We start from the raw sequence: 23,420 nt of genomic DNA, 5'->3' as shown, positions 1-23,420 counted from the left end.
AGAACATATGCTTATCACAATTTCAGTTGTTAATACTATATTTCGAGAGTTGAAAAAGATGGCTCAAGACCTGCGAAGCTCAGAGTGGTACACGGGTGACGACCGTAACGCCTACATCCATCGAGCGTGGATGCGTCGTGGCGTCCCGGACAGTGCGTTTCAGGGTCGTCCGCAGATCGCGATTGCGAACACGGCGTCCGACCTGACGCCGTGCAATGCGCACCTAAACGAGGTTGCTCAGTCGGTGAAGAACGGCATCTACGAGGCAGGCGGGATCCCCCTTGAGCTCCCGGTCGTGTCCCTTGGCGAGACCCAAGTGCGCCCTACCGCAATGCTGTGGCGGAATATGGCGGCGATGTCGACCGAGGAAATGCTCCGCGCGAATCCGATCGACGGCGTGGTTCTCCTCGGCGGGTGCGACAAGACGATCCCGTCCCTGCTGATGGCCGCCGCTTCCGTCGACCTGCCCGCCGTCGTCGTGCCTGGCGGCCCGATGCTGACCGGGCACTTCCGCGGCGAGGCGCTCGGTTGCGGCACCGACGTCTGGCGCCTCAGCGAGGAGGTCCGCGCCGGCACGCTTAGCCAGGAAGATTTTCTGAGGTCCGAGTCCGCGACGATCCGATCCAAGGGGCATTGCAACACGATGGGTACGGCGTCGACGATGGCTCTCGTTGCCGAGGCGCTCGGGACGGTCCTTCCGGGACTGGCAGGCACACCGGCACCTGACGCCCGCCTTCTCGAGGCGGCACACGAGACCGGCCGGTTCTCCGTCGAGCTCATCAAGGCTGATCGTCGACCGTCAACGTTCCTCACGAAGGGGAGCTTCCACAACGCGATCGTCGCGCTTGCGGCGATCGGAGGCTCCACTAACGCGGTCGTGCACCTACTCGCGATCGCGGGGCGCTTGGGCATCGACCTGACTCTGGACGACTTTGATCGCATCGGCGCAGAAGTTCCGCTGTTGGTAAATCTGCGTCCATCGGGCGCTTTCCTGATGGACGACCTGCACCGGGCCGGCGGTTTTCTCGCTGTGCTCCGCGAGGTGCGGGACCTACTCGACCCTGACGCACTCACGATTACGGGCAAGCCACTCGTGCAGTATCTCGATGCGGCCCAGATCTGGGATCCGGAGGTCATCACCCCGCGGGATGCCCCACTCCAGCCAGCTGCCGGAATCAGCGTGCTGCGGGGGACTCTTGCACCGGGCGGGGCAATCATCAAGCCGTCCGCGGCATCCCCGCACCTGCTGAAGCACCGGGGCAGGGCGATCGTGTTCGACTCGATTGAGGACTTCCATGCGCGCATCGACGACCCCGACCTCGACATCGATGCCGACAGCGTGATGGTGCTCAGGGGTTGCGGGCCGAAGGGCTACCCTGGCATGCCGGAGGTTTCGAACATGCCGTTACCCAAGAAACTCCTCGAACAAGGCGTGCGCGACATGGTCCGCATCTGCGACGGCCGGATGTCCGGCACCGCCTACGGCACCGTCGTGCTCCACGTGACCCCGGAGGCAGCAGCAGGTGGCCCTCTCGCACTGGTACAGACCGGCGACTGGATCACTCTCGACGTGAGCGCCAGAAAACTCGACCTTGAAGTGCCCGCCGACGAAATCGCGGCCCGCAGCACGAACCAGGCGACCCTCGACGGATTCGCCAAGCCACGTCGTGGGTGGGAACGCCTCTACGTCGACCACGTACGTCAGGCCGACACCGGAGCCGACCTCGACTTCCTCGTCGGCGGCAGCGGATCGAAGGTCACCCGTGAGTCGCACTGAACCCGACACGCTGGCCGCGCCCGAAAGCGCGCTCCTCGCTGCGCTCCGGGATGCCGTCGGCAATGTCGGCGCCCGCGCCACAGACCGGCTGGCCTCAGCTCACGACGCTTCGCATTACCTACTTACCCCGCAGGCAGTAGTCACGCCGTCGAGCATCGAGGAAGTCGCCGCTGTACTCGCAGCGACCCGCCGGTTCGGTGTGCCGGTAACGTTCCGCTCCGGAGGGACCAGTCTTAGTGGACAGGCGGGAACAGACGGAATCCTTGTTGACACCCGCAAGCACTTCCGTTCCGTTCAGCCGCTCAGCGACGGCGAACGGGTCAGATCCGGACCCGGCGCGACCGTCCGCCAAGTCAACACTCGGCTGCTGCGCTATAAGCGCAAGCTCGGCCCCGATCCGGCCAGCGAGATCGCGTGCACGATCGGGGGCGTGGTAGCGAACAACTCCAGTGGCATGTGCTGCGGCATCGAGCAAAACACCTACCGCACCCTTGACAGCGCGATCCTTGTGCTGCCGTCCGGCACCGTCGTGGACACTTCGCTGACTGACGCGGACGACCTGCTTCAGCTCGCCGAACCCGGGCTGCATGCCGGACTGCTCGAACTCCGCGACCGAATCCGCGCGAACCCGGATTCGGTGGAACGCATAAACGCGCTCTACCGGATCAAGAACACGATGGGCTACGGGCTGAATACGTTCCTTGACCACGACCGCGCAATCGACCTCCTCGAACACCTCGTGATTGGCAGCGAGGGCACGCTGGCGTTCGTGGCCGAGGCAACGTTCCGCACTGTTCCCTTGAAGACCCACCTCGCGACCGGCCTGTTAGTCTTCCGCAACCTCGCCCTCGCTACCAGCGCGCTACCAGCGCTCGTGGCCGCAGGATTCGCGGCGATCGAGCTGATGGACGCGACGAGCCTGCGTGTCGCACAGCGAGACCCGGAGGCAACCAGTGACCTACTCGCTCTAGATGTGGTCAATCATGCCGCATTGCTCGTTGAGTACCAGGAGGAAACGGCCGAGGACCTTGCACTTCGCCTCGCCCACGCACCCGAGGTGTTCCGGGAGTTGCCGCTGCTCAACCCAGGTGAGCTCAGCGTCGACCCGTCCCGCCGCGCCGCCCTGTGGCATATCCGCAAAGGTCTGTTTACCCTTGTCGCCGGCAACCGACCGTCAGGGACGACCGCGCTGCTCGAGGACATCGCCGTACCAGTCGCGAACCTGCTGCCGACCTGCACAGAGCTGGTCCAACTATTCGACCGGTACGGGTACGAGGATAGCGTCATCTTCGGTCACGCCAAGGACGGCAACATCCACTTCATGCTCAACGAACGGTTCGACGACCCGGCATCGCTCGAACGGTACGAAGCATTCACCGAAGAGATGGTCGCGCTCGTGCTTGGGCAAGGCGGCACCCTCAAAGCCGAGCATGGAACTGGCCGCATCATGGCACCATTCGTGCGACGTCAGTTTGGGGACGAGCTCCACGACGTAATGCGCTCGGTGAAAAAGCTATTCGACCCGGCAGGGCTCCTCAACCCGGGCGTTATTCTTACTGACGACCCAAACGAGCACGTGCGAAATCTGAAGTCCGCTCCTACCGTCGAAACCGAAGTGGACCGGTGTGTCGAATGCGGGTACTGCGAGCCCGCGTGTCCATCAAAGGACATAACCCTGACCCCACGCGAGCGGATCGTACTTCGCCGAGAGCTCGAGCGAGCCAAGGCTGCCGGGGACACGGCACTTGTCGCCGAGTTGGAACGTGAATACCGTTACGACGGCGTCGAGACGTGCGCGGTCGATGGGATGTGCCAGACCGCGTGTCCGGTGCTGATCAACACCGGGGATTTAGTGCGCCGGCTCCGAGCCGAGGGCCAAAGTGGACTGGCGCAGGCAGGGTGGAGTGCGGCCGCTAAGCACTGGGATCTGGTCACCAGGGTTGGCGGCCTCGCTCTCAGCGTGACCGATCGAATGCCTGCCGCGTTGCCGGCTGCAGCTACGGCGGTCGGGCGCGCAGTGCTAGGCAAGGACATAGTGCCCAGCTACACCGCGGAGTTGCCACCGGGAGGTACTCGTCGCCGGGTGTTCGCGAACAACGACGCCGCAGCCGTCTACTTCTCAAGCTGTACCACGACGATGTTCGGCCCGGCCGGTGACAGCGACGGCGTCGCCGAATCATTCCTTCGGCTCTGCAGCCGCGCCGGAATCCAGCTCACGACGCCCGATGACCTGCCCTCGTTGTGCTGCGGCACTCCGTGGAAATCGAAAGGGCTTACGCAGGGCTACGCCGAAATGAAGGACCGAGTCGCGGCATCCCTGGCACGCGCGACTCTCGGCGGCGTCCTGCCGGTTGTCTGCGACGCGTCCTCCTGCACTGAAGGACTTGAGGTGCTCCTGGAATCCGCTGGTGAACTCGGTATCCACGTCATCGACGCCGTCTCATTCGTCGATGAATACGTGCTTCCATCACTGCCCGCAGGATCGCCCAAAATTGAGTCGCTCACCGTCCACCCGACGTGCTCCTCAACCAGGCTCGGGGTGAACCCAGCTCTCCTAAGAGTCGCATCCGCAGCGGCCGTCGAAGTAGTCGTCCCTGACGATTGGGGCTGCTGTGCCTTCGCAGGCGACCGTGGCATGCTCCACCCCGAGCTCACCGAATCGGCGACCGCCCCCGAGATAGCAGACGTCCAACGTGTTGCTTCAGTCGAACACGCCTCGCTGAATCGTACATGCGAACTCGGAATGACCCGTGCCGCAGGCGTGCCCTACCGGCACGTCCTGGAAGTGCTCGACGGTGTCAGCGGCCCGACCGGCAACCCTGCTTGAGCCAACCTCGCCACCACCGGCCACAAAGCCGCCCTCGTCGTATTTGATGCCGCCCCTTCTCGATGATGGCGCCCTGCTGGAACGCTCATAGCCGCACCCGGCAGCCCCGCAGAAGCTGAAAGGATAATGGGCGAAATCAGGTTGGGCGCGGCAGCCGGCAGCTATATCGCCGGCCCATTCAGTGCTAACCATCGACGTCAAAGTCCAGAACCGAGGTACAAGGCTGAAGAAGGAAGAGGTGCACTTGCGCTGGCTGCCTCATGGTTGCCGGAGCAGTGACTGCGGAGTGAGCGCGTGATGCTGAATTGTGCAGACGATGGCTCCTGCACAATTCAGCATCATCACCATGGTGACGACCCCCGCGCCTACCTTCCGCAACAGTCGCAACGCAATACGCACAGTTCGTTGTGTATAGCGACACCATCTCGACTGCGGCCTGACTCGGCTTTAGAAAGGTGCCGGTCGAAAGACGTCCGCATACTCATCAGCTGATGTCAGTACGAACGGGGGAGTCCCAGTACCTTGGTTGCGACGAATGATTTGATCATGTTGTTGTTGACGGGCGCGACCTGGAACATGCGGGTCTCACGGAACTTGCGCTCGACGTCGTATTCATCCACGAAACCGTATCCGCCGTGGGTGTCAAGGCAGGCGTTTCCTGCCGCCCAGCTTGCCTCCGAGGCAAGGTGCTTTGCCATGTTGGCTTCTGCGCCGCAAGGTTTTCCTGCGTCAAAGAGGCGCGCGGCTTCGTAGCGCATCATGTCTGCAGCGCGGACTTTCATATACGCGTCAGTGATAGGGAATTGGACGCCTTGATTGGTTCCAATCGTGCGACCGAAAACGGTCCGTTTGTTGGCGTAGTCTACCGCGCGCTCCGTAAACCAATACCCGTCGCCGATGGCTTCGGAGGCCAGGAGGATGCGCTCTGCATTCCACCCGTCGATAACATAGCGGAAGCCTTTGCCAATTTCGCCGATGACAGCTGAGGCGGGCACGCGCATTCCTCTATAGAAAATTTGGTTGGTCGCGTAGTTAAACATTGTGCGGACTTTGACAACCTGAAGAGTTTCAGGCTGTTCGGCACGGACCTGACGAAGGTCCACGAGGAAAAGCGTTAGGCCATGGGTACGGTCCGCACCCTGGCCGGAAGGCTTCTCCGATGTTCGAGCAAGGACGAACGCCAGGTCAGACTCATCAATCCGGCTTGTCCAGCTCTTATGTCCGGTGATGACAAAATCGTCCCCGTCCTTCAGTGCAGCTGTTTCAATACTGGTCGTATCCGACCCTGCCGCATCTTCCGTAATGGAGAACGCCTGCAGGCGCAGGTCTCCGGTGGCGATTCCCGGCAGGTAAGCGTTCTTCTGGGTTTCGTTTCCGTGCCGGAGCAGAGCGCCCATGGTGTACATCTGGGCGTGGCATGCGGCGGAGTGACCTCCTGACTTATTGATCTCTTCCATAATGACGCTGGCTTCTGCAAGCCCGACGCCCAGGCCGCCGTATTCGGCCGGGATCAAGGCTGCCAGTAGACCTTCCTTCGTCAGTCGATCGACGAACTCTTGGGGATACCGGCGGTTGCGATCCGTCTCGCGCCAGTAGTCGTCCGGGAAGAGTTCGCACAGTTCGCGTGTCTTCTGCCGCAGCTGCTCTGTCTGGGTGGAAGAAGTGGGCATCGTTGCTCCTTGTTTGATGGGTCAGAGCCCACTGTACAAAATATATTTAAGTTTCGACAGGGCTTCATCTAGCTCTGGTCTCGGGGAGATTTGTACTGGTTTACCTTGTTGGTGTGGCGCACTAGCCTCTAGTATCGCATCGGAAACAAAATATATTTGCTCAATGGAGAGGGTGATTGAAGTGCTTGAACAAGCTTCCGGGTCTGCGGGGCGCGTAGTCGAAGGGTGGGAAGGCCGACTGTTTGAAGATTTCCAGGAGGGGGATATCTACTATCACCCGTTTGGCAAGACCGTCACGGAGACTGACAACCAGTGGTTCACGTTGGTCACACAGAACGTTTCCAAAACCCACGTGGATGCAAACTTTGCTTCTAAGACGGAATTCAAGAGGCCCTTGGTGAACTCAACGTTCACCCTCGCGCTGGTTACCGGCCAGTCGACCATGGATCTGTCCATGAACGTCTTCGCAAATTTGGGCTGGGACGAAGTCCGCATGCCCACACCAGTGTACGAGGGCGACACCATCTATTCCCGGTCCAAAGTACTCGCCGTTCGTCCCTCGAGTTCACGTCCGCAACTGGGCCTGGTGACGGTAGCCACGGAGGGCTACAACCAGAATGGCGCCATCGTGATCAGTTACCGGCGGACCTTCATGGTCTACCGTCAGGGACATCTTCCCTCAGTTGCATCATTCCGCCCTGACGAGGCCTCGCTGCCGCCGGCGGTTTCGGCATGAATACCGTCTCCAAAGTGCCCGCCACTGCGCATGAAGTGGTTGCGTCCGCACTGACTGCCCTTTTTGTCCCGGGAGATCGTCCCGAAAGGTTCGCGAAGGCTTTTGGGTCCGGGGCCGATGTCGTCATCATCGACCTAGAAGATGCCGTCGCTCCCGGTGCCAAGTCTGAGGCGCTTTCCGCTGCGGTGGCGGAGCTTTCATCACCTTCATCCCCAGTACGGGCGCTGGTGCGGATCAACCCTCAGGATTCGGCACACTTTGAAACCGAGGTGAATGCTTTGTTGTCCCTCACGTCCACCGGCCACCATGGGCTGCTCGGCATTGTGGTTCCGAAGGCCGAAGACAGCGTAGATCTGCGCACTCTCGCGAGCCGCTGCGACCAGGCCGGGCTGGCGGTGGTTGCCTTGATCGAAACAGCAGCCGGCGTACTCGACGCCCCGGCGCTTGCCCTGATCCGCGGTATTTCCAGGCTGGCTTTCGGTGCCATCGACTACGCCCTTGATATTGATGCGGACAGTGACGATCGATTTCTGGACTACGCACGCAGTGCCCTGGTGGTGGCATCACGGGCGGCCGGCATCGCAGGGCCTTTGGATTCGCCGTCGGTCAGCATCCGGGATGAGGAAAAAACCGATCTGTCTGCACGCTTGGGTCGTGGTTTTGGATTCGCCGGGAAGCTCTGCATACACCCGGGTCAGATTTCCACCGTCAGGTCCGCTTTTCTCCCCACCGATGAGGAAGTGCAGTGGGCTAAGTCGGTTGTCGCCGCCAGCGACGGCGCCAGCCAGATCAACGGCCAGATGGTCGACCGGCCAGTCGTGGAACGGGCTCAAAGGATTATCACTCGCTCGAGGAAGGAAGTCGCGTGACACGTTTGCCACTTGAGGGAATCACCGTCGTTTCATTGGAACAGGCCGTTGCAGCACCCTTCGCTACGAGGCAGCTGGCAGACTTGGGAGCCCGGGTCATCAAAATCGAACGTGACACTGGCGATTTCGCGCGCGGCTATGACACCAAAGTCAAAGGCATGGCCAGCTACTTCGTGTGGCTGAACCGCGGCAAGGAGAGTGTTGTTCTCGACTTGAAGAGCGATGAGGGAGTCACGGCGTTGCGCCAACTGGTGGCGAAGGCCGATATTCTCGTCCAGAACCTTGTTCCTGGGGCGGTGGAGCGTCTGGGCTTCGGCCCTGACGACGCCCTTGCTTTGAATCCGCGGCTAGTCCACGTTTCAGTTTCGGGGTACGGGAAGGGCGGTCCTTACGAGCAAAAAAAGGCCTACGATCTTCTGGTTCAGTGTGAGTCAGGGCTCGCCAGCGTGACTGGAACGGAGCAAGATCCTGCAAAGGTGGGTGTCTCCATTGCCGACATCTGCGCAGGGATGTATGCCTTCTCAGGGATCCTGACTGCTCTGCTGAGCCGAACGAATACCGGCAGGGGGGATGTGCTGGAAATTTCCATGCTCGAAGCCATGGGGGAGTGGATGAGCCAGCCCTATTTCTTCGCTGAGTACGGCGGCCAGCCTCCCGGCCGCAGCGGCGCCCAGCACGCCAGCATCGCTCCGTATGGTCCCTTCGAGACATCGGACGGCACGGTATTCTTTGGCATCCAAAACGAGCGGGAGTGGACGAACTTTTGCTCAGGTGTTCTGGAGAACGCAGCCTTGGCCAACGACGCACGTTTCGCTGGTAATGCCGCCCGGGTAGACAACCGGCAGGCGCTCCACGAGGAGATCAATTCTGTTCTTGGAGCGCTCGGCACGAGTGTAGTGGTGGCCCGATTGGACGCCGCGGCCATTGCCAACGCAGAACTGCGGGACATGCACGGATTCTCGTCACATCCTCAGCTCTTCGCGCGCGACCGCTGGCGCGACGTTGCCTCACCCGTCGGACCTTTGCGCAGTCTCATCCCTCCCGTCACTGCACGCGAGACGGGGTATGAGATGGGGCCTGTGCCGGAGCTGGGGGAACATACAGATAAAGTGTTGGCCGAACTGGGTATTTCGGCCGCTAGACATAACGGTTAGGTCGGAAATCGCTCCGACACTCAGCGTGACCTATTCTGGGCGGAGACATCAGGAGAAACGAATGGCAACCAGCACCAGCGACGGACGTGGTCGCAGGCAGCTCAGCGATGAGGCTGCCGAGTACGTCCGTGGGCTCATCATGTCCGGTGAGTTGCCTCCCGGGGCGACAGTGCGCCCGGAGTTCATCGGGCAGGCATTGGCCATCTCGACCACTCCCGCCCGGGAAGCACTCCAGGCCCTCCGTGTCGAAGGGTTCCTGGAGTTGCTACCCCGCCGTGGTTTCCTGGTAGCACCGTTGACCGGGCAGGATATCCGCGATTTGTTTCAGGTTCAGGCCCTGATCGCCGGTGAGTTAGCGGCCCGCGCGGCGGCCAACTCATCGGCGAAAGATATTGCCGAGCTAGAAGCCCTGCACCATGAATTGATCGCTGCGGCTCACAGAAATGATCACGGGGTTCTGGAAGAGAAGAATCATGCTTTCCATCGGCACATCAACCGCATGGCAGGTGCCCGCAAGATCATCTGGGCGCTGAGTCTAATGACACGATACGTCCCCCGGAAGTTTTACTCTTCGATCCCCGGGTGGCCCCAGGCGACACTCGATGACCACGACGAGTTGCTAAACGGTCTCCGAAACAAGAACGGCGAAAAGGCCCGGGCAGCGATGATTAGCCACATCATCCACTCTGGCGAGCTTTTGGCCGCCAACTTTGATGACCGGGTTCAGACCTCCGGTCGGGCCAGTGCTTGAAGAACCGGCGGCCGGTCCGGTGACGGCAGCCGGCCACCGGCAGGACTTCCAGCCTGTCGCAACGGCAAGGACCGCACTACCGATGCTCGCTTATCAAGGCAGCAAACGTGTTATTTCGAGCGCTTCAAGAACGTGGAGGGTGTCGCCCGTATAGCGATCGCCTGCCTGAAGCTCTATAGCTACATCTGACGGCCTCGGAGAACAACATGACGTGCCAAACGTCTCCAACAGTGTGAGAGTCCGCCAACCGCGGTCGCCCCGGCTCTACATCCGCCACGAGGACGTCCCAACGGGATGCCGGCCACTGCCGGTGAAAGTAATGTTGCCCAAAGCTTGCCGCTTCTGCCATTCCCCGGGCTCCCTTTGCTGTTCGGATGAGAACAGACCCTGTCGGACTTGGCGCTATGAGTCCATCAAGAAGATTCCGAGCGCGGAGCCCACAGGGTTTCGATGCTGGGTTTCCAGTACCAACCTCCAGATGCGACTACGCCGCGAGCTAACGCTCCCGTCTCAAAGCCGACGAGATGATCGACATGGTTGCGCTGGGTGCGTCATTCACCGGTTATTCCTTAGATTCCCAGAGGACCAAGCGAGGCTGGTGTTTCAGCCGCGGTTTGGCCTTTGACGTCCAAAAAGCGTCGGGGGTGAGCGCGGCCCTGAAGCCAGCACTCACCCCGACCACAATATGGCGTCGATTTCGTCGTTCACACAGTTGATGGCGTTGAGTAGTAGGCGTTGCTCATTTTGAGCCAGTCGGCGACCACTTCTTTGGAGATTGCGATGTCCAGGACGAGCAGGCCCTGGGAGTCGCTCGAGAGCCACTGTTCGACGTCCGTCAGATCGGCAAGGCTGCGGACGTTGATTGCCTTTGCGCCCATGGACCGTGCGATCGCAGCGTAGTTGACTTCGTCGAATACCATGCCGGCTTCGTCGAGGCCCTTGACTGCGTACTGGTGAACTTCCATTCCGTAGGCTGCGTCGTTGAGTACGATCATGATTCCCCGGCGGACGTTGCGGATGAGAGTCTCGAGTTCTGCCAGGCCCATGGACGCGCCGCCGTCGCCGCAGACCAGGACTGTCAGCCGCTGCGGGTGTGCGTGGGCTGCTCCCACTGCGCAGGATATGCCGAGTCCAATGCTCTGCACCGCCAACCCTGGCAGCAGCATTCCTTCGGGGTCCGGAGATGGCCAGTATCGAGGGACCCAGCCCATGAAGTGCCCGGTGTCCTGGACTGCGGTTCGTTCGACCGGGAGGATCTCGGCCAGATGCTTGACCACCGCCCGCGGGTCCAGGCGCCCATCCGGGCCCATTTCGTTGACGGGTTCGGGTTCGGCCAAGAGATCCACGATGTCATCTGCCACGGCGGAACGCCATCCTGGGTCTTTCTCCGTGACTCGTTCCAGCAGTTTGCCGGCGAAGATCCATGCGTCTCCTTGAATGAACTCGGTGACTTGGGAGTGCGTTGCGGTCGGGAGCAGATCCAGCTGGAAGATGGCTTTCGCTCCGGTCAGAAGGGTGTTGTAGCGCATCTGGTAGAGGTTCAAGCTGGCACCGACAACTATGACCACGTCGGCTGCCGCCATCAACGCTGCTGCCTTGGGCGCCGAGAAACCACCCGCGATCCCGAGATCCCACGGTGAATCGAAAACGTTGCGAGCCATAAGACTCGTGGCGAAGAGGGCACCGACACGGTCTCCAACTTCCCGGAGAACCGCCCCGGAACCACTCAGATGTACTCCGCGCCCGGCGATGATCAGGGGTCGTTCTGCCTGCTCCAAGGCTGCGGCCACGCGACCAACGAGCACATCATCCGGCTCCGCCTGCCCTGCGCGCTCTCTCGGAGGAACCCCGCTGTAGTCGGTATCGCTAAACAGGTCGACCTGTTCTTCAAGGTCCTTTGCCACTTGGTCGTAGGGGATGGCGACGATGACCGGGACGCGGTCCTTTTCAGCCAGGTTGAACGCTTTCTCCGTGAGGACCTGGGCATTTTCCGGGCCGACGACGAAAGTCATTATCCCAAGTGCCCGGGCTGCCAGTACCTGGTCAACATCCTGGCCTCGCTTCCCGGAGGTTGGTGCATCACCAACGACGACGACCATCGGAACCCGCGCCAAGCGCGCTTCGGCCAGAGACGTCATCGCGTTGGTAAACCCGGGGCCGTACGTCGTGGTGGCTGTAGCCAGTTTGCCGCTGGCGAGGTTGTAGGTCTGGGACATCATCACCGTGCCGCTTTCGTGGCGGGCGCTGACATACTTAGCGCCGCGCGATGTAAGGCTGCTTACGAAATGCGCATTGCCGTTACCCATGACCCCAAATGTCAGGTCGCTGCGTTGTACGACGACGTCAGCGATTGCGTCAGAGACTGATTTCGAATGGACTTGCATATGGTTCTCTTTCAACTTTTGGTCTTTGAGCAGGCAAAGCGCCCCTCTTTTGGATGTTGCGGCACGGCGTGAATGTCTCAGTCTTTTCCGGCTTTTCCGTAACGGTCTTTGACGGCCAGGACGGATACCAACGTGACCACGCCGCAAAGCACCAGGTACCCGGCAACAAGCCACGGCGCCCCGTGAAGGGCCGCAACAAGGGCCGTCGCGATAAAGGGTGTTGGACCGGCTACGGCCATAGCGTTGAGTTCCCTCGTGATGGCGATGCCGCTGAAGCGGTATTCAGTCGGGAAAAGGTTGGCGAGGAACGCACCCTGACCACCGGCGCCGCACCCGAAGACGATGATCGAGCAGGCACCCATCGCGGCGCAGATGACGAGCATGTTTCCGGTGTTGAGTGCGGCAAACAGGGGGAAGGCCAGAACGGCGAGGGCCGCGCCGCTGAATGCGTACATCTTCCGCGCCCCGATCCGGTCGGCAATGTTCCCCATGATTGGTGCACTGAGGCAGGCGCAAAGGGATGCTGTCGCCATCGCCGCCAGACTTTCCGTTTTGGTCATTCCCACCTGGGTGGTCAGGTAGGTGACAGAGAAGGCAGTGAGCACGTAGAAATTGCCGTTATGCGTACTACCTGACAGAGCACCAAAAATGACCTCGCGTGGGTGGGTCCGGAGCAGCTGGACGAGCGGCACCTTGTGCTTGCTGGCTTCTTCGAGCGACTTCTCTTTGGCCTGGACAAATTCCGGGGTTTCCTCAAGCCGGTGCCTGATGTAGAGCGCGACCACGAAGAGAACACCCGACGCCAGGAATGGGATGCGCCAGCCCCAGCCCAGCATGTCAGCCTCAGGAAGCGAAGACACAGCCAGGTAGGCAAGAAGGGCAATGAAAAGAGCGCGAGCTGGTATGCGGTTAGGTATCGAGGTCAGGTAGGACCGGCGGCTGTTTGGCGGATTCTCAGCGACCATGGTCATTGCCCCGGCAAGCTCAGCACCGGCGCCTGCGCCCTGAAGCATACGAAGCACAACAAGGAGAATCGGCGCCCAGATCCCGATCTGGCCAAAAGTCGGAAGCAGCCCCATCAGGACTGTTGCGGCGCCCATCAGAACGATCGTGGCGATCAGGACAGGCTTCCGGCCGTACCTATCGCCGAAGTGGGCCATCACCAGCCCACCCAGGGGGCGAATAAAGAAGCCGACCGCAAAGGTAGCGAAAGCAGCGAGTACACCGGCGGAGCCGCTGAGTTCAGAAAAAAAGAGAGGACCGATAATGAGGGCGGAAGCTGCGCCATATAGCCCGTAGTCATACCACTCAATGAGGGTACCGACCGTTCCGGCCGCCAAAGCACGGCGGGCCATAGGATTCAGCTTTTCACGCTTCGTTAGCGAACGGTTCTCAAGAAGGTTGTGGTTGTCAAGCGAGACAGTCATTGTCACCCGTTGATCACTAGAAGGACAGTCGTCGACACCTCAGCGGACTGCTAGTGGCTGGTAGTCCGGGTTGTCGACCTTTTCTTTTATATCGGACCACTTTGTCCGATATAGTGAACAGCATGTGATCCCAATCTCAACTTGTCAAGCCCGTTTATGGATCGGCAGGACTCAGATCGCATCGTGACACCGCACGCCATCATGGAGGTTTTTCTCCCTGCAGCCGGTCGGCGCACGCAAGAAAAATTCACACAAGTTCAGGGGTCATTGGGCCTCCAATTGACCAAAAGGAGAAACCGATGAAGGGCATAACGACAGTGCTGTCGGCACCTGGCGAGGTTGATCAGCGCGAATATGATCTGGCCGACCCGGAAGCAGGCGAAATCTTGCTGAAAATGATCCGCGCCAACGTATGTGGGTCAGAGGTTCATATCCTGCATGGGCGTCATCCGCTGGTAACAGCTGGTTGCGTTCTTGGGCACGAGGGAGTCGGCCGGATTGATCGCCTGGGGTCCGGAGTTACCAGTGACTTTGCGGGCCATCATCTGGAGGAAGGGGACCGTGTCGTGGCGACCTACTTCCAAGTCTGCCGCCGCTGTCCCGAGTGCAACCGTGGCCAAGGCCACCTGTGCCGTAACAGCTATTCCGGATGGGCGACAAACGCCGACGTGGCTCCCCACTTCCACGGAACCTTCGGTACCCACTACAGCATCGGGCCCAACCAATTTGTCTACAAGGTCCCTGACAGTGTCTCAAGCAAGGCTGTTTCTGCCGCCAATTGCGCCCTGTCCCAGGTCTATGCCGGCTGTGAAACTGGAGAAATCAAGATGGGGCAAAAGGTCCTAGTTCTAGGGGCCGGCGGTCTCGGTGTCTGCGCGTCAGCGGTGTCGAACCGCATGGGGGCTGAAGTTTACGTAGCCGAGATGGCGCCCGGAAGGCTGGCGAAGGCAATGGAGTTCGGGGCGCATCACGCCGTCGATCTGACCCAAGCCGAAGACGGGGGCGGTCGCGTGGAACTGATGCGGGAAACAACAGGCGGCGGAGCAGATGTGGTCATTGACCTGACCGGAGTCCCGGACGCCTTCTCGGAGGCAGTCAAAGCCGTCCGGCCCGGCGGGATCATGGTCTCTATTGGCAACATCAGTCCCAACAAATTTACGCAGTTTGACCCGGGCCTTTTCACTAGGTCCGGGGTGCAAATCCGGGCAGCCATCCGCTATCCAGCGACTGTTCTTGGAAAAGCTGTGAACTTCATTGAGTCCAGCCCACATCTGCCGTGGGAAGACTTGGTTGACGCGGATTTCGCCTTCAACGACGTGCGAGACGCCCTTAAAGCAGCAGAGTCCCGGGAAGTGACCCGGGCCGGGCTTGTCATCGATGAAAACTAAGTACTAGCCAAGGAATACGAATATGAGCCACACTTCAAGTTTCATTGACGGCGAACACATTGACTCAGCCGCCTCGTACCCGAACATTGACCCCTCGAGTGGAAAGCCGCTGGGAACAGTTGCCCGGTGTGGCGCTGTCGAGGTCGACAGGGCGGTGGCCGCTGCCCGTGCGGCGCAGCACGCCTGGTCTCGGACTTCCCCCGAGGAGCGGGCAGCCAGGTTGACCCGAATGGCGGATCTGATTGTGGCGCACCAGGACGAGCTGGCGCGTACCGAATCCGAGGACACAGGCAAACCGCTGACCCAGGCAAAGGCCGACGCAGCCGTCAGCGCACGCTATTTCCGGTTTTACGGACACGCAATAGATTCGTACTACGGCATTACTATTCCCCTGCAGCCCGACATTCATGCCTACACACGTCGCGAACCCTACGGGGTCACCGGGCATGTCCTCGCATGGAACTACCCCATGCAGCTTTTCGCCCGTGCTGTGGCTCCCGCCATTGCGACCGGCAACTGCTCCGTTGTGAAGCCAGCCGATGAGACCCCTCGCACGGCGGTCCGGCTGGCTGAACTGGCAATCGAAGCAGGAATTCCGCGCGGAGTCATCAACGTGATCACCGGCATCGGGTCAGAAGCCGGCGCGGCACTGAGCGCGCATCCGGGCGTCGATCATCTGGGATTCGTTGGGTCTACCCAAATCGGCTCCGTAATCGCTCATGCAGCCGCAGAACGTGTAGTCCCCGCAGTCCTCGAACTGGGCGGAAAGTCGGCTCATATCGTCTTCGACGACGCCGACCTCGAGTCCGCCTCGTTCTACGCAACGAAGGGAATCCTGGCCAACGCAGGGCAGACCTGTTCCGCAGGCTCACGCCTGCTGCTGCACAGCAGCATCTATGAACAAGTACTCAACAAAGTAGCTGCGAATTTCCGGACCACAACCATTGGTGCTGGCCTTGATGACAAAGACCTTGGCCCCTTGGTTTCCTTCAAACAACAGGGCCGGGTCCGGGCCATGGTCGATGCCGCAGAAGGCGAAATCATTGTCGGCGGAGGCATTCCGGACGGGCTGGACGGCGGTGCCTACTTTGAACCAACCCTCATCGCCGGAGTGGATCCCACATCCAAGATCGCGCAAGAAGAAGTATTCGGACCAGTTTTGGTCGCAATACCATTCGACACCGAAGAGGAAGCTATAAACCTGGCCAACGGGACGGACTACGGGCTCATGTCCGCCGTTTGGACACGCGATGTCGCGAGGAGCCACCGCGTTGCAGCGGACATTCACGCGGGCCAGGTATACGTCAACGCCTACGGGGCAGGGGGAGGCGTCGAACTCCCATTCGGAGGCTTCAAAAAATCCGGATACGGCAGGGAAAAGGGCTACGAAGCCCTCGACGCCTACACCGAAACCAAGACCATCATCATCAAACTGTAGGAGCCATTCATGGAATCGACACAGAACGTGATCCATGCCAGCTTGTCGCGGACCCTCGCGGGACATGTTGCCGCAGATCATCAGCTCACACCCGCATACCGCAACTGGATGCAGCTTCTGCTGCTGGACTACTATGCAGTCACAGCCGGCGGGGCCGACCGTCCATCAGCCCACGCTGCACGTTCGTCAGTCGGGCTCACAGAACACCGTGACTCACTCCGCGGCGCTTCCATCCATGGCACCCGCTGGTGGGCCACCGCCGATGAAGCCGCCCTGATCAATGGCATCACCGCCCACGGGCTCGAACTGGACGATACCTTTGAGGAAGCCTCTCTTCACCCGGCCGTCGTCGTCTTTCCCGCCATTCTTGCCATCGCTGACACCGCCGGACACAGACCGGACGAGGTACTTACAGCGGCGGCGGTGGGCTATGACGTCATGTGCAGTGTCGGTGTCCTACTCGGAGCCAAGGAAAGCTATGGGCGCGGCTTCCACCCCACTGGAGTCGCTGGCGCGCTGGGAGCCGCTGCCGCAGTCTGTTCTCTCCTTAAACTGGATGAGAACCAGACCACGCATGCCCTTGGCCTTGCTGCGAACATGGCCTCTGGCAGTCTTGAATTCCTCTCAGACGGATCCTGGACCAAGCGGCTCAACGCAGGGCAGGCCGCCGCAACAGGGCTTCGAGCCACACGGCTGGCCGCCGCTGGCTTTACGGCACCTGACCTGGCTCTGGAAGGAAGAGACGGTTTCCTCAACCAGTACGGGCAGGGTTGGATCGAAGGCCGAGACTTGAACTTTGAATTCGGCCGCGGAGCATGGGATACAAGCATCAAGTTCTATCCCTGCTGCCGCTACATGCACGGCAATATCGACCTGCTACGGGACATTCACAGAGAAATGCCGAAGCTGCCCCTGGACCAGGTAGACGCCATCGAGGTTGCCGTCATAGCTGCCGGTGCAGCACTCGTCTCCGAGCCAGCGGAGCGGAAACTCATTGTTGAAACCCCTGTGGATGCCCAGTTCAACATGCGCTTCGGGGCCGCAGTGGCTCTCACAACGGGCACGGCAACTGTCGACCAGTTCGATCAGGCACCCACCCTTGCAAAGCAACTGGTGCCTTGGCTGGAGAAAGTTCATTGTTACGAGTCCGAAGCGCTGGAGCAGGCATATCCAGCCAGCTGGCAGGCTGAAGTCCGCCTGAAGCTCGTGGGCGGACAGGTGATAGAACGTCGATCCAGGGCTTTCCGCGGTTCTCCCAGAGCGCGAGCCAGCCGAGAAGATATAGAAATGAAGGCCGCTGGCCTTGTGGGGTCGACAGCAGCACAACGGCTGTCGGACAGTATCCATACCCTGGACCCGCACAGGCCGCTGGCAGCACAGATCGTGCTGCCAGCTCTTTTCGAGAGCGAAGCAGTCCGGGGCTAGAAAAACCCGATTGGGCAACTGCTCCACCACAGGCTCATAACGGCCCCGCGCTCGTGCACGCCGCATCATGCCGCGGTGGCTACGCTCTCAAAACAAGCAAGGGCACCCCGGCCTTGCCAACCGTTTTGGAGAACGGTCGGCAAGGCCGGGGTACCACTGTTTGAATTATCGACTGAATGAAATCAGGCTGCTTCCTCCCGGCGATAAGTCGAACGGAGCGATTTTGATCAGCGCATTACCGGAAGCTGCAGGAAGGTCACCCATGCAAGTCTGCGCGTGCAGTTGGAGCGATGCTCCTCCTTCCGCCGATGCTGTTCAAGGGATCCCCCGGCGGATCTCCGGCGATACAAAGGCGTGGAAACCGGACGCGAGGACCAAGCACCCAGAAGAAATACCTCGTCGGTTTCTTGCCTCGGATGCCAGCAGGAACCTCTCAGCGCCCCATTCAAACAAACCTCCATCTGCGGCGCTGATGCCGCACTTACTCCTTGGCAGGATCAATAATGCCTAGCCTTTCCAAGACTTCGCTGTCTGTCCCGGCTTCCGGAATCCGCCGTATTTTCGAGTTGGCAAACGAACTCGATGACGTCATACAACTCAGCATCGGCGAGCCGGAAATTGCGGTCGCCCCGCACATTCTAGAAGCCGGTTCCAGCGCATGGTCCGACGACGTTACCAATTACACTCCTAACAGTGGAATGGCCCTCTTGCGCACAGCTATTGCCGAAAAGCTTCAGAGCCATAACGGCTATGCCGTTGACCACGATCAGATCCACGTAACCGCCGGCGGGGCGCAGGCCCTACACATGGCGATGTGCATGACACTGAGCTCCGGTGATGAAGTGCTTGTTCCGAACCCGGGGTATGCCACATTCACGATGGCAGCCAAACTGGTCGGGGCGGTGCCTGTTCCGTACGAACTCACTTCGGAACGTGGCTTTACACCATCAATTGAGGGGCTTGAGAAGCTCGTCACAGCCAATACAAAGGCACTTCTTGTCAACAGCCCTTCAAACCCGTTGGGGGTCGTCTACAGCCGCGAGGTCCTGGCGGAACTCCTAAATTTCGCCGCGAGAAATGATCTCTGGATCATCAGCGATGAGGTTTACGAGTACCTGACCTTCGGCTCTGACTTCTTGAGTATGGCTGCCATCGATAGGTGCAACCGTGTCTTCGGCGTCTATTCCCTTTCCAAGACCTATGCCCTCACGGGCGCCCGTGTGGGCTACCTGGTGACCCCTCCAGGCATGGCAGAAGTTTTCCGTGCGGCGCAGGAGGCCATCGTTAGCTGTGTCAACACGGCGTCTCAGCTCGCGGCCGTAGCTGCCATCGGAGGTGATCAGAGCCATGTGGCTGAGGCAAGAAATCATTACCGATCCAATATCGAAGCTGCGTGCCGGCTCCTCGATGACCGGGGACTGAGGTACCAAAAGCCCGGCGGCGCCTTCTATCTCTGGATCGACGTGTCCCATGCTTCGCAAGGGGACGTTGCCGGCTGGGCAGAACAATTCCTGATCCAGGAGCGGGTCGCAGTTGCACCGGGTACAGCTTTCGGCTCCGCAGGAGAGGGCTGGATCCGGATTTCACTTGCCGGGCGGTCTAAGGCCCTGCTTGAAGCCCTGGGCCGGCTCCCCGCGGCTGCCGGATTGGGAGGTATCCATGTTGCATCCGGCAGCCCGGTGCAAATCAGACCGCTAAACCAGCGGCAAGAGGTACTTATTACGTAGGAGCAGATTCATGGCCCGACTGCCGCGGTGAAAGGGTCTTGGCTTAAGGCCAACCCTCACCTCATTCTTGATGAGAGGCCCAGAGGACTACTTGAAGTTATTCGTGTTGGCATTCATGGGTCCGCGGCTACCGATGCTCGCTTACCAGCACAGCAAAAGTGTTGGGTTCAAGAGCTTCAAAGAGGTGGGGCGTGTCTCCCGCATAGCATATGTAATCGCCGGGACTAAGTTCCACTGGCGCCTCGACCGGCCCCACTTTTGCACTGCCGGAACACAGTACAAGGTGCTCAATTTCTCCAGCGGTGTGGGCCTCGGATACTCGCGGCCTACCCGGCTCCACGTTTACGACGTAGACATCCCTACGGACACCGGGTGCAGCAGGGGCCAGCAAAGTCGCGCGGTAGTTCGATGCTTCCGCCATAACCTGCGTTCCCTCACCTGCACGGATGAGGACGGTTCCTGCTGTGCTGGGGGCGATAAGCTCAGTCAGGGAAACCCCCAACGCTGTTGAAAGTGCCCACAGGGTTTCAACGCTGGGGTTTCCAGCGCCACCTTCCAGTTGCGAAAGTGTCGACTTCGCAATCTTCGCTCGTGCAGCGACTTCAGTGAGCGACAGACCAGCGCGCTTACGTTCCCGTCTCAAAGCTGCAGAGATAGTCGACATAGTTGTGCTGGGTGTGTCGTTCATTGGTCATCCCTACTTTCCAACCAACGCGCGTGGACCGGATACAACCGACGGCCGAGCGTCCTCCTATGCAAGTCTTTGCTCCGTTGAGCCTATCTCAGCACTCGTGCGGTGGCTAAACCTAGCCTGCCCGGCCTCCTGGACACTATTCACCTTCCAGTTCCTCCGGCGGTCGGCCACAGTTAAGTTGCCGGAAAATTCGGTTCCTTTGGGCCTCAGCCTCCCAAGGCGACGTGATCTCGTGAAATACCCGCCGTGGACCTTACTCCGAGCAATTGCATTGACCGTACATATTGGGAACGCAAGATTTTCACTGCATGGTCGGCACCACGTTCACCGCCAGCCATCAGCCCGTATAGATAGGCCCGTCCCACCATTGCAGCGTCCGCGCCCAGGCCTACGGCGGCCAGGATATCGCTGCCGGACATAATTCCACTGTCGATCAGCACGGTGGGCTCAGTGCCCAGGCATTCTCGCACCTGAGGGAGAATCCGAAGAATAGTGGGCGAACGGTCCAGTTGCCGCCCCCCGTGGTTGGAAAGGACGACACCGTCGCATCCCAGCTCCACAACCTGTCTAGCATCTCTCACGGTTTGGACGCCCTTGACTAGCAGCTTGTGAGGCCACACGCGCCGCAGCCAAGCGATGTCCTCGAACGTCAGTGCAGGATCGAAAATCTGATCCGCTACATCTGCCGAGTTCCCCCCGAAGCCGCGCAGTGAAGCGAACTCGATGGGCGGGGTTGTGAGTTTGTCGAACCACCACCCCGGGTGGAGGGCCATGTCCGCAAAGGTCTTAGGCGACAGCGCGGGAGGGATGGTGAGGCCGTCACGCAGCTCCCTGACACGGGAACCGCCCACTTGCGTGTCGACCGTAACCATCAGAACTTGATAGCCGCTTTCCAACACACGATCCAGGAGGCCCTCGGTCTTAGTCCGGTCCTTTGCGATATAGAGCTGGAACCAGTTGTTCCCGTCGGGCACCGCTGCAGCAAGATCCTCAACCGTAGTGGTTCCTACCGTTGAGAGCGTGTACGGAATGTTGTTACGGGCTCCCACCCGGGCCACAGCTTTCTCGCCGTCGTTGTGCATCATCCGCGTATAGCCTGTCGGCGCCAACACCAGCGGAAAGTCAATCGTCCGGCCCAGGACCTCGGTGGAAGGGTCCGGATCGGAGACATCACGGAGCACGGCGGGGGAGAACTGCACGTCCCGATACGCTTGCCGGCACCTGGCGATGGTGATCTCCTCTTCGGCACCCCCATCTGTGTAGTTAAACACAGCATTCGGTGTGGTCTTCCGCGCCATCAGCCGAAGGTCCGAAATTGTGAACGCCTGGGCAAGCCGACGCTGTATGGGATCTCTTTCAAAACCGCGGAATTGAAGTAGTTCCCGTATCTCGGACCACTTAGGTAGTTGACGGTTTTCCATGCTGAGCACCCCCTTCATGTACGGTCGCGGTCGTTCACACAGTTGATGGCGTTGAGTAGTAGGCGTTGCTCATTTTGAGCCAGTCGGCGACCACTTCTTTGGAGATTGCGATGTCCAGGACGAGCAGGCCCTGGGAGTCGCTCGAGAGCCACTGTTCGACGTCCGTCAGATCGGCAAGGCTGCGGACGTTGATTGCCTTTGCGCCCATGGACCGTGCGATCGCAGCGTAGTTGACTTCGTCGAATACCATGCCGGCTTCGTCGAGGCCCTTGACTGCGTACTGGTGAACTTCCATTCCGTAGGCTGCGTCGTTGAGTACGATCATGATTCCCCGGCGGACGTTGCGGATGAGAGTCTCGAGTTCTGCCAGGCCCATGGACGCGCCGCCGTCGCCGCAGACCAGGACTGTCAGCCGCTGCGGGTGTGCGTGGGCTGCTCCCACTGCGCAGGATATGCCGAGTCCAATGCTCTGCACCGCCAACCCTGGCAGCAGCATTCCTTCGGGGTCCGGAGATGGCCAGTATCGAGGGACCCAGCCCATGAAGTGCCCGGTGTCCTGGACTGCGGTTCGTTCGACCGGGAGGATCTCGGCCAGATGCTTGACCACCGCCCGCGGGTCCAGGCGCCCATCCGGGCCCATTTCGTTGACGGGTTCGGGTTCGGCCAAGAGATCCACGATGTCATCTGCCACGGCGGAACGCCATCCTGGGTCTTTCTCCGTGACTCGTTCCAGCAGTTTGCCGGCGAAGATCCCTGCGTCTCCTTGAATGAACTCGGTGACTTGGGAGTGCGTTGCGGTCGGGAGCAGATCCAGCTGGAAGATGGCTTTCGCTCCGGTCAGAAGGGTGTTGTAGCGCATCTGGTAGAGGTTCAAGCTGGCACCGACAACTATGACCACGTCGGCTGCCGCCATCAACGCTGCTGCCTTGGGCGCCGAGAAACCACCCGCGATCCCGAGATCCCACGGTGAATCGAAAACGTTGCGAGCCATAAGACTCGTGGCGAAGAGGGCACCGACACGGTCTCCAACTTCCCGGAGAACCGCCCCGGAACCACTCAGATGTACTCCGCGCCCGGCGATGATCAGGGGTCGTTCTGCCTGCTCCAAGGCTGCGGCCACGCGACCAACGAGCACATCATCCGGCTCCGCCTGCCCTGCGCGCTCTCTCGGAGGAACCCCGCTGTAGTCGGTATCGCTAAACAGGTCGACCTGTTCTTCAAGGTCCTTTGCCACTTGGTCGTAGGGGATGGCGACGATGACCGGGACGCGGTCCTTTTCAGCCAGGTTGAACGCTTTCTCCGTGAGGACCTGGGCATTTTCCGGGCCGACGACGAAAGTCATTATCCCAAGTGCCCGGGCTGCCAGTACCTGGTCAACATCCTGGCCTCGCTTCCCGGAGGTTGGTGCATCACCAACGACGACGACCATCGGAACCCGCGCCAAGCGCGCTTCGGCCAGAGACGTCATCGCGTTGGTAAACCCGGGGCCGTACGTCGTGGTGGCTGTAGCCAGTTTGCCGCTGGCGAGGTTGTAGGTCTGGGACATCATCACCGTGCCGCTTTCGTGGCGGGCGCTGACATACTTAGCGCCGCGCGATGTAAGGCTGCTTACGAAATGCGCATTGCCGTTACCCATGACCCCAAATGTCAGGTCGCTGCGTTGTACGACGACGTCAGCGATTGCGTCAGAGACTGATTTCGAATGGACTTGCATATGGTTCTCTTTCAACTT

General features: G+C 60.3%; 16 protein-coding genes. 10 read left to right on the top strand and 6 right to left on the bottom strand.

What is annotated here, in order from left to right; translation table 11 throughout:
* Nucleotides 1–58 precede the first annotated feature (58 nt).
* On the top strand, nucleotides 59–1,777 hold the full coding sequence (locus ACFVTD_RS18470) for an IlvD/Edd family dehydratase (protein ID WP_387565876.1): 1,719 nt from the start codon (nucleotides 59–61) through the stop codon (nucleotides 1,775–1,777).
* On the top strand, nucleotides 1,764–4,604 hold the full coding sequence (locus ACFVTD_RS18465; RefSeq protein ID WP_387565738.1) for an FAD-binding and (Fe-S)-binding domain-containing protein: 2,841 nt from the start codon (nucleotides 1,764–1,766) through the stop codon (nucleotides 4,602–4,604). Before ACFVTD_RS18470 ends, ACFVTD_RS18465 begins: the two co-directional genes overlap by 14 nt.
* Before the next feature lie 494 nt (nucleotides 4,605–5,098).
* Here ACFVTD_RS18465 and ACFVTD_RS18460 read toward each other — a convergent pair whose 3' ends face one another.
* Nucleotides 5,099–6,274 carry an acyl-CoA dehydrogenase family protein gene (locus tag ACFVTD_RS18460; RefSeq protein WP_387565735.1) on the bottom strand — a complete coding sequence of 392 codons (1,176 nt, stop codon included), beginning with the start codon at nucleotides 6,272–6,274 and terminating at the stop codon, nucleotides 5,099–5,101.
* A 163-nt stretch (nucleotides 6,275–6,437) separates the two neighbouring features.
* Between ACFVTD_RS18460 and ACFVTD_RS18455 the strand changes: the two genes are divergently transcribed.
* From ACFVTD_RS18455 to ACFVTD_RS18440, 4 genes are all read left to right on the top strand, one after another.
* Nucleotides 6,438–7,010, top strand: coding sequence for a MaoC family dehydratase (locus ACFVTD_RS18455; RefSeq protein ID WP_387565732.1), 573 nt, complete (start codon nucleotides 6,438–6,440; stop codon nucleotides 7,008–7,010).
* Nucleotides 7,007–7,879: an HpcH/HpaI aldolase/citrate lyase family protein gene (locus tag ACFVTD_RS18450; RefSeq protein ID WP_387565729.1), complete on the top strand. Its 873-nt coding sequence runs from the start codon at nucleotides 7,007–7,009 to the stop codon at nucleotides 7,877–7,879. Before ACFVTD_RS18455 ends, ACFVTD_RS18450 begins: the two co-directional genes overlap by 4 nt.
* Nucleotides 7,876–9,033, top strand: coding sequence for a CaiB/BaiF CoA transferase family protein (locus tag ACFVTD_RS18445; protein WP_387565726.1), 1,158 nt, complete (start codon nucleotides 7,876–7,878; stop codon nucleotides 9,031–9,033). Before ACFVTD_RS18450 ends, ACFVTD_RS18445 begins: the two co-directional genes overlap by 4 nt.
* 61 nt (nucleotides 9,034–9,094) lie before the next feature.
* Nucleotides 9,095–9,784, top strand: a complete 690-nt coding sequence (locus ACFVTD_RS18440) for a GntR family transcriptional regulator (RefSeq protein WP_387565723.1) — start codon at nucleotides 9,095–9,097, stop codon at nucleotides 9,782–9,784.
* Nucleotides 9,785–10,488: 704 nt separating this feature from the next.
* On the opposite strand, the gene ACFVTD_RS18435 is transcribed toward ACFVTD_RS18440, so the two are convergent.
* Nucleotides 10,489–12,168 carry a thiamine pyrophosphate-binding protein gene (locus ACFVTD_RS18435; protein ID WP_387565720.1) on the bottom strand — a complete coding sequence of 560 codons (1,680 nt, stop codon included), beginning with the start codon at nucleotides 12,166–12,168 and terminating at the stop codon, nucleotides 10,489–10,491.
* A 77-nt stretch (nucleotides 12,169–12,245) separates the two neighbouring features.
* On the bottom strand, nucleotides 12,246–13,595 hold the full coding sequence (locus tag ACFVTD_RS18430; protein WP_387565717.1) for an MFS transporter: 1,350 nt from the start codon (nucleotides 13,593–13,595) through the stop codon (nucleotides 12,246–12,248).
* Between the two features lie 299 nt (nucleotides 13,596–13,894).
* Here ACFVTD_RS18430 and ACFVTD_RS18425 point away from each other — a divergent pair, with 299 nt between their 5' ends.
* From ACFVTD_RS18425 to ACFVTD_RS18410, 4 genes are all read left to right on the top strand, one after another.
* Nucleotides 13,895–14,983, top strand: coding sequence for a zinc-binding dehydrogenase (locus tag ACFVTD_RS18425; RefSeq protein WP_387565714.1), 1,089 nt, complete (start codon nucleotides 13,895–13,897; stop codon nucleotides 14,981–14,983).
* A 22-nt stretch (nucleotides 14,984–15,005) separates the two neighbouring features.
* Entirely contained in the window at nucleotides 15,006–16,421 is a 1,416-nt protein-coding gene (locus ACFVTD_RS18420; protein ID WP_387565711.1) for an aldehyde dehydrogenase family protein, read from the top strand.
* 9 nt (nucleotides 16,422–16,430) lie between these two features.
* The gene (locus tag ACFVTD_RS18415; RefSeq protein WP_387565708.1) at nucleotides 16,431–17,846 is read left to right on the top strand and encodes an MmgE/PrpD family protein; all 1,416 of its coding nucleotides are present in this window, start codon (nucleotides 16,431–16,433) and stop codon (nucleotides 17,844–17,846) included.
* A 503-nt stretch (nucleotides 17,847–18,349) separates the two neighbouring features.
* The gene (locus ACFVTD_RS18410; RefSeq protein WP_387565705.1) at nucleotides 18,350–19,573 is read left to right on the top strand and encodes a pyridoxal phosphate-dependent aminotransferase; all 1,224 of its coding nucleotides are present in this window, start codon (nucleotides 18,350–18,352) and stop codon (nucleotides 19,571–19,573) included.
* A gap of 127 nt (nucleotides 19,574–19,700) precedes the next feature.
* On the opposite strand, the gene ACFVTD_RS18405 is transcribed toward ACFVTD_RS18410, so the two are convergent.
* From ACFVTD_RS18405 to ACFVTD_RS18395, 3 genes are all read right to left on the bottom strand, one after another.
* Entirely contained in the window at nucleotides 19,701–20,237 is a 537-nt protein-coding gene (locus ACFVTD_RS18405) for a helix-turn-helix domain-containing protein (protein WP_387565873.1), read from the bottom strand.
* A gap of 236 nt (nucleotides 20,238–20,473) precedes the next feature.
* Nucleotides 20,474–21,688, bottom strand: a complete 1,215-nt coding sequence (locus ACFVTD_RS18400) for an alpha-hydroxy acid oxidase (protein WP_387565702.1) — start codon at nucleotides 21,686–21,688, stop codon at nucleotides 20,474–20,476.
* 34 nt (nucleotides 21,689–21,722) lie between these two features.
* Nucleotides 21,723–23,402: a thiamine pyrophosphate-binding protein gene (locus ACFVTD_RS18395; protein ID WP_387565699.1), complete on the bottom strand. Its 1,680-nt coding sequence runs from the start codon at nucleotides 23,400–23,402 to the stop codon at nucleotides 21,723–21,725.
* Nucleotides 23,403–23,420: the final 18 nt, after the last annotated feature.

Origin of the sequence: Pseudarthrobacter sp. NPDC058119 (assembly GCF_042884655.1) — a bacterium.
Lineage (GTDB): Bacteria > Actinomycetota > Actinomycetes > Actinomycetales > Micrococcaceae > Arthrobacter.
This window is presented reverse-complemented; position numbering and strand designations above follow the sequence as displayed.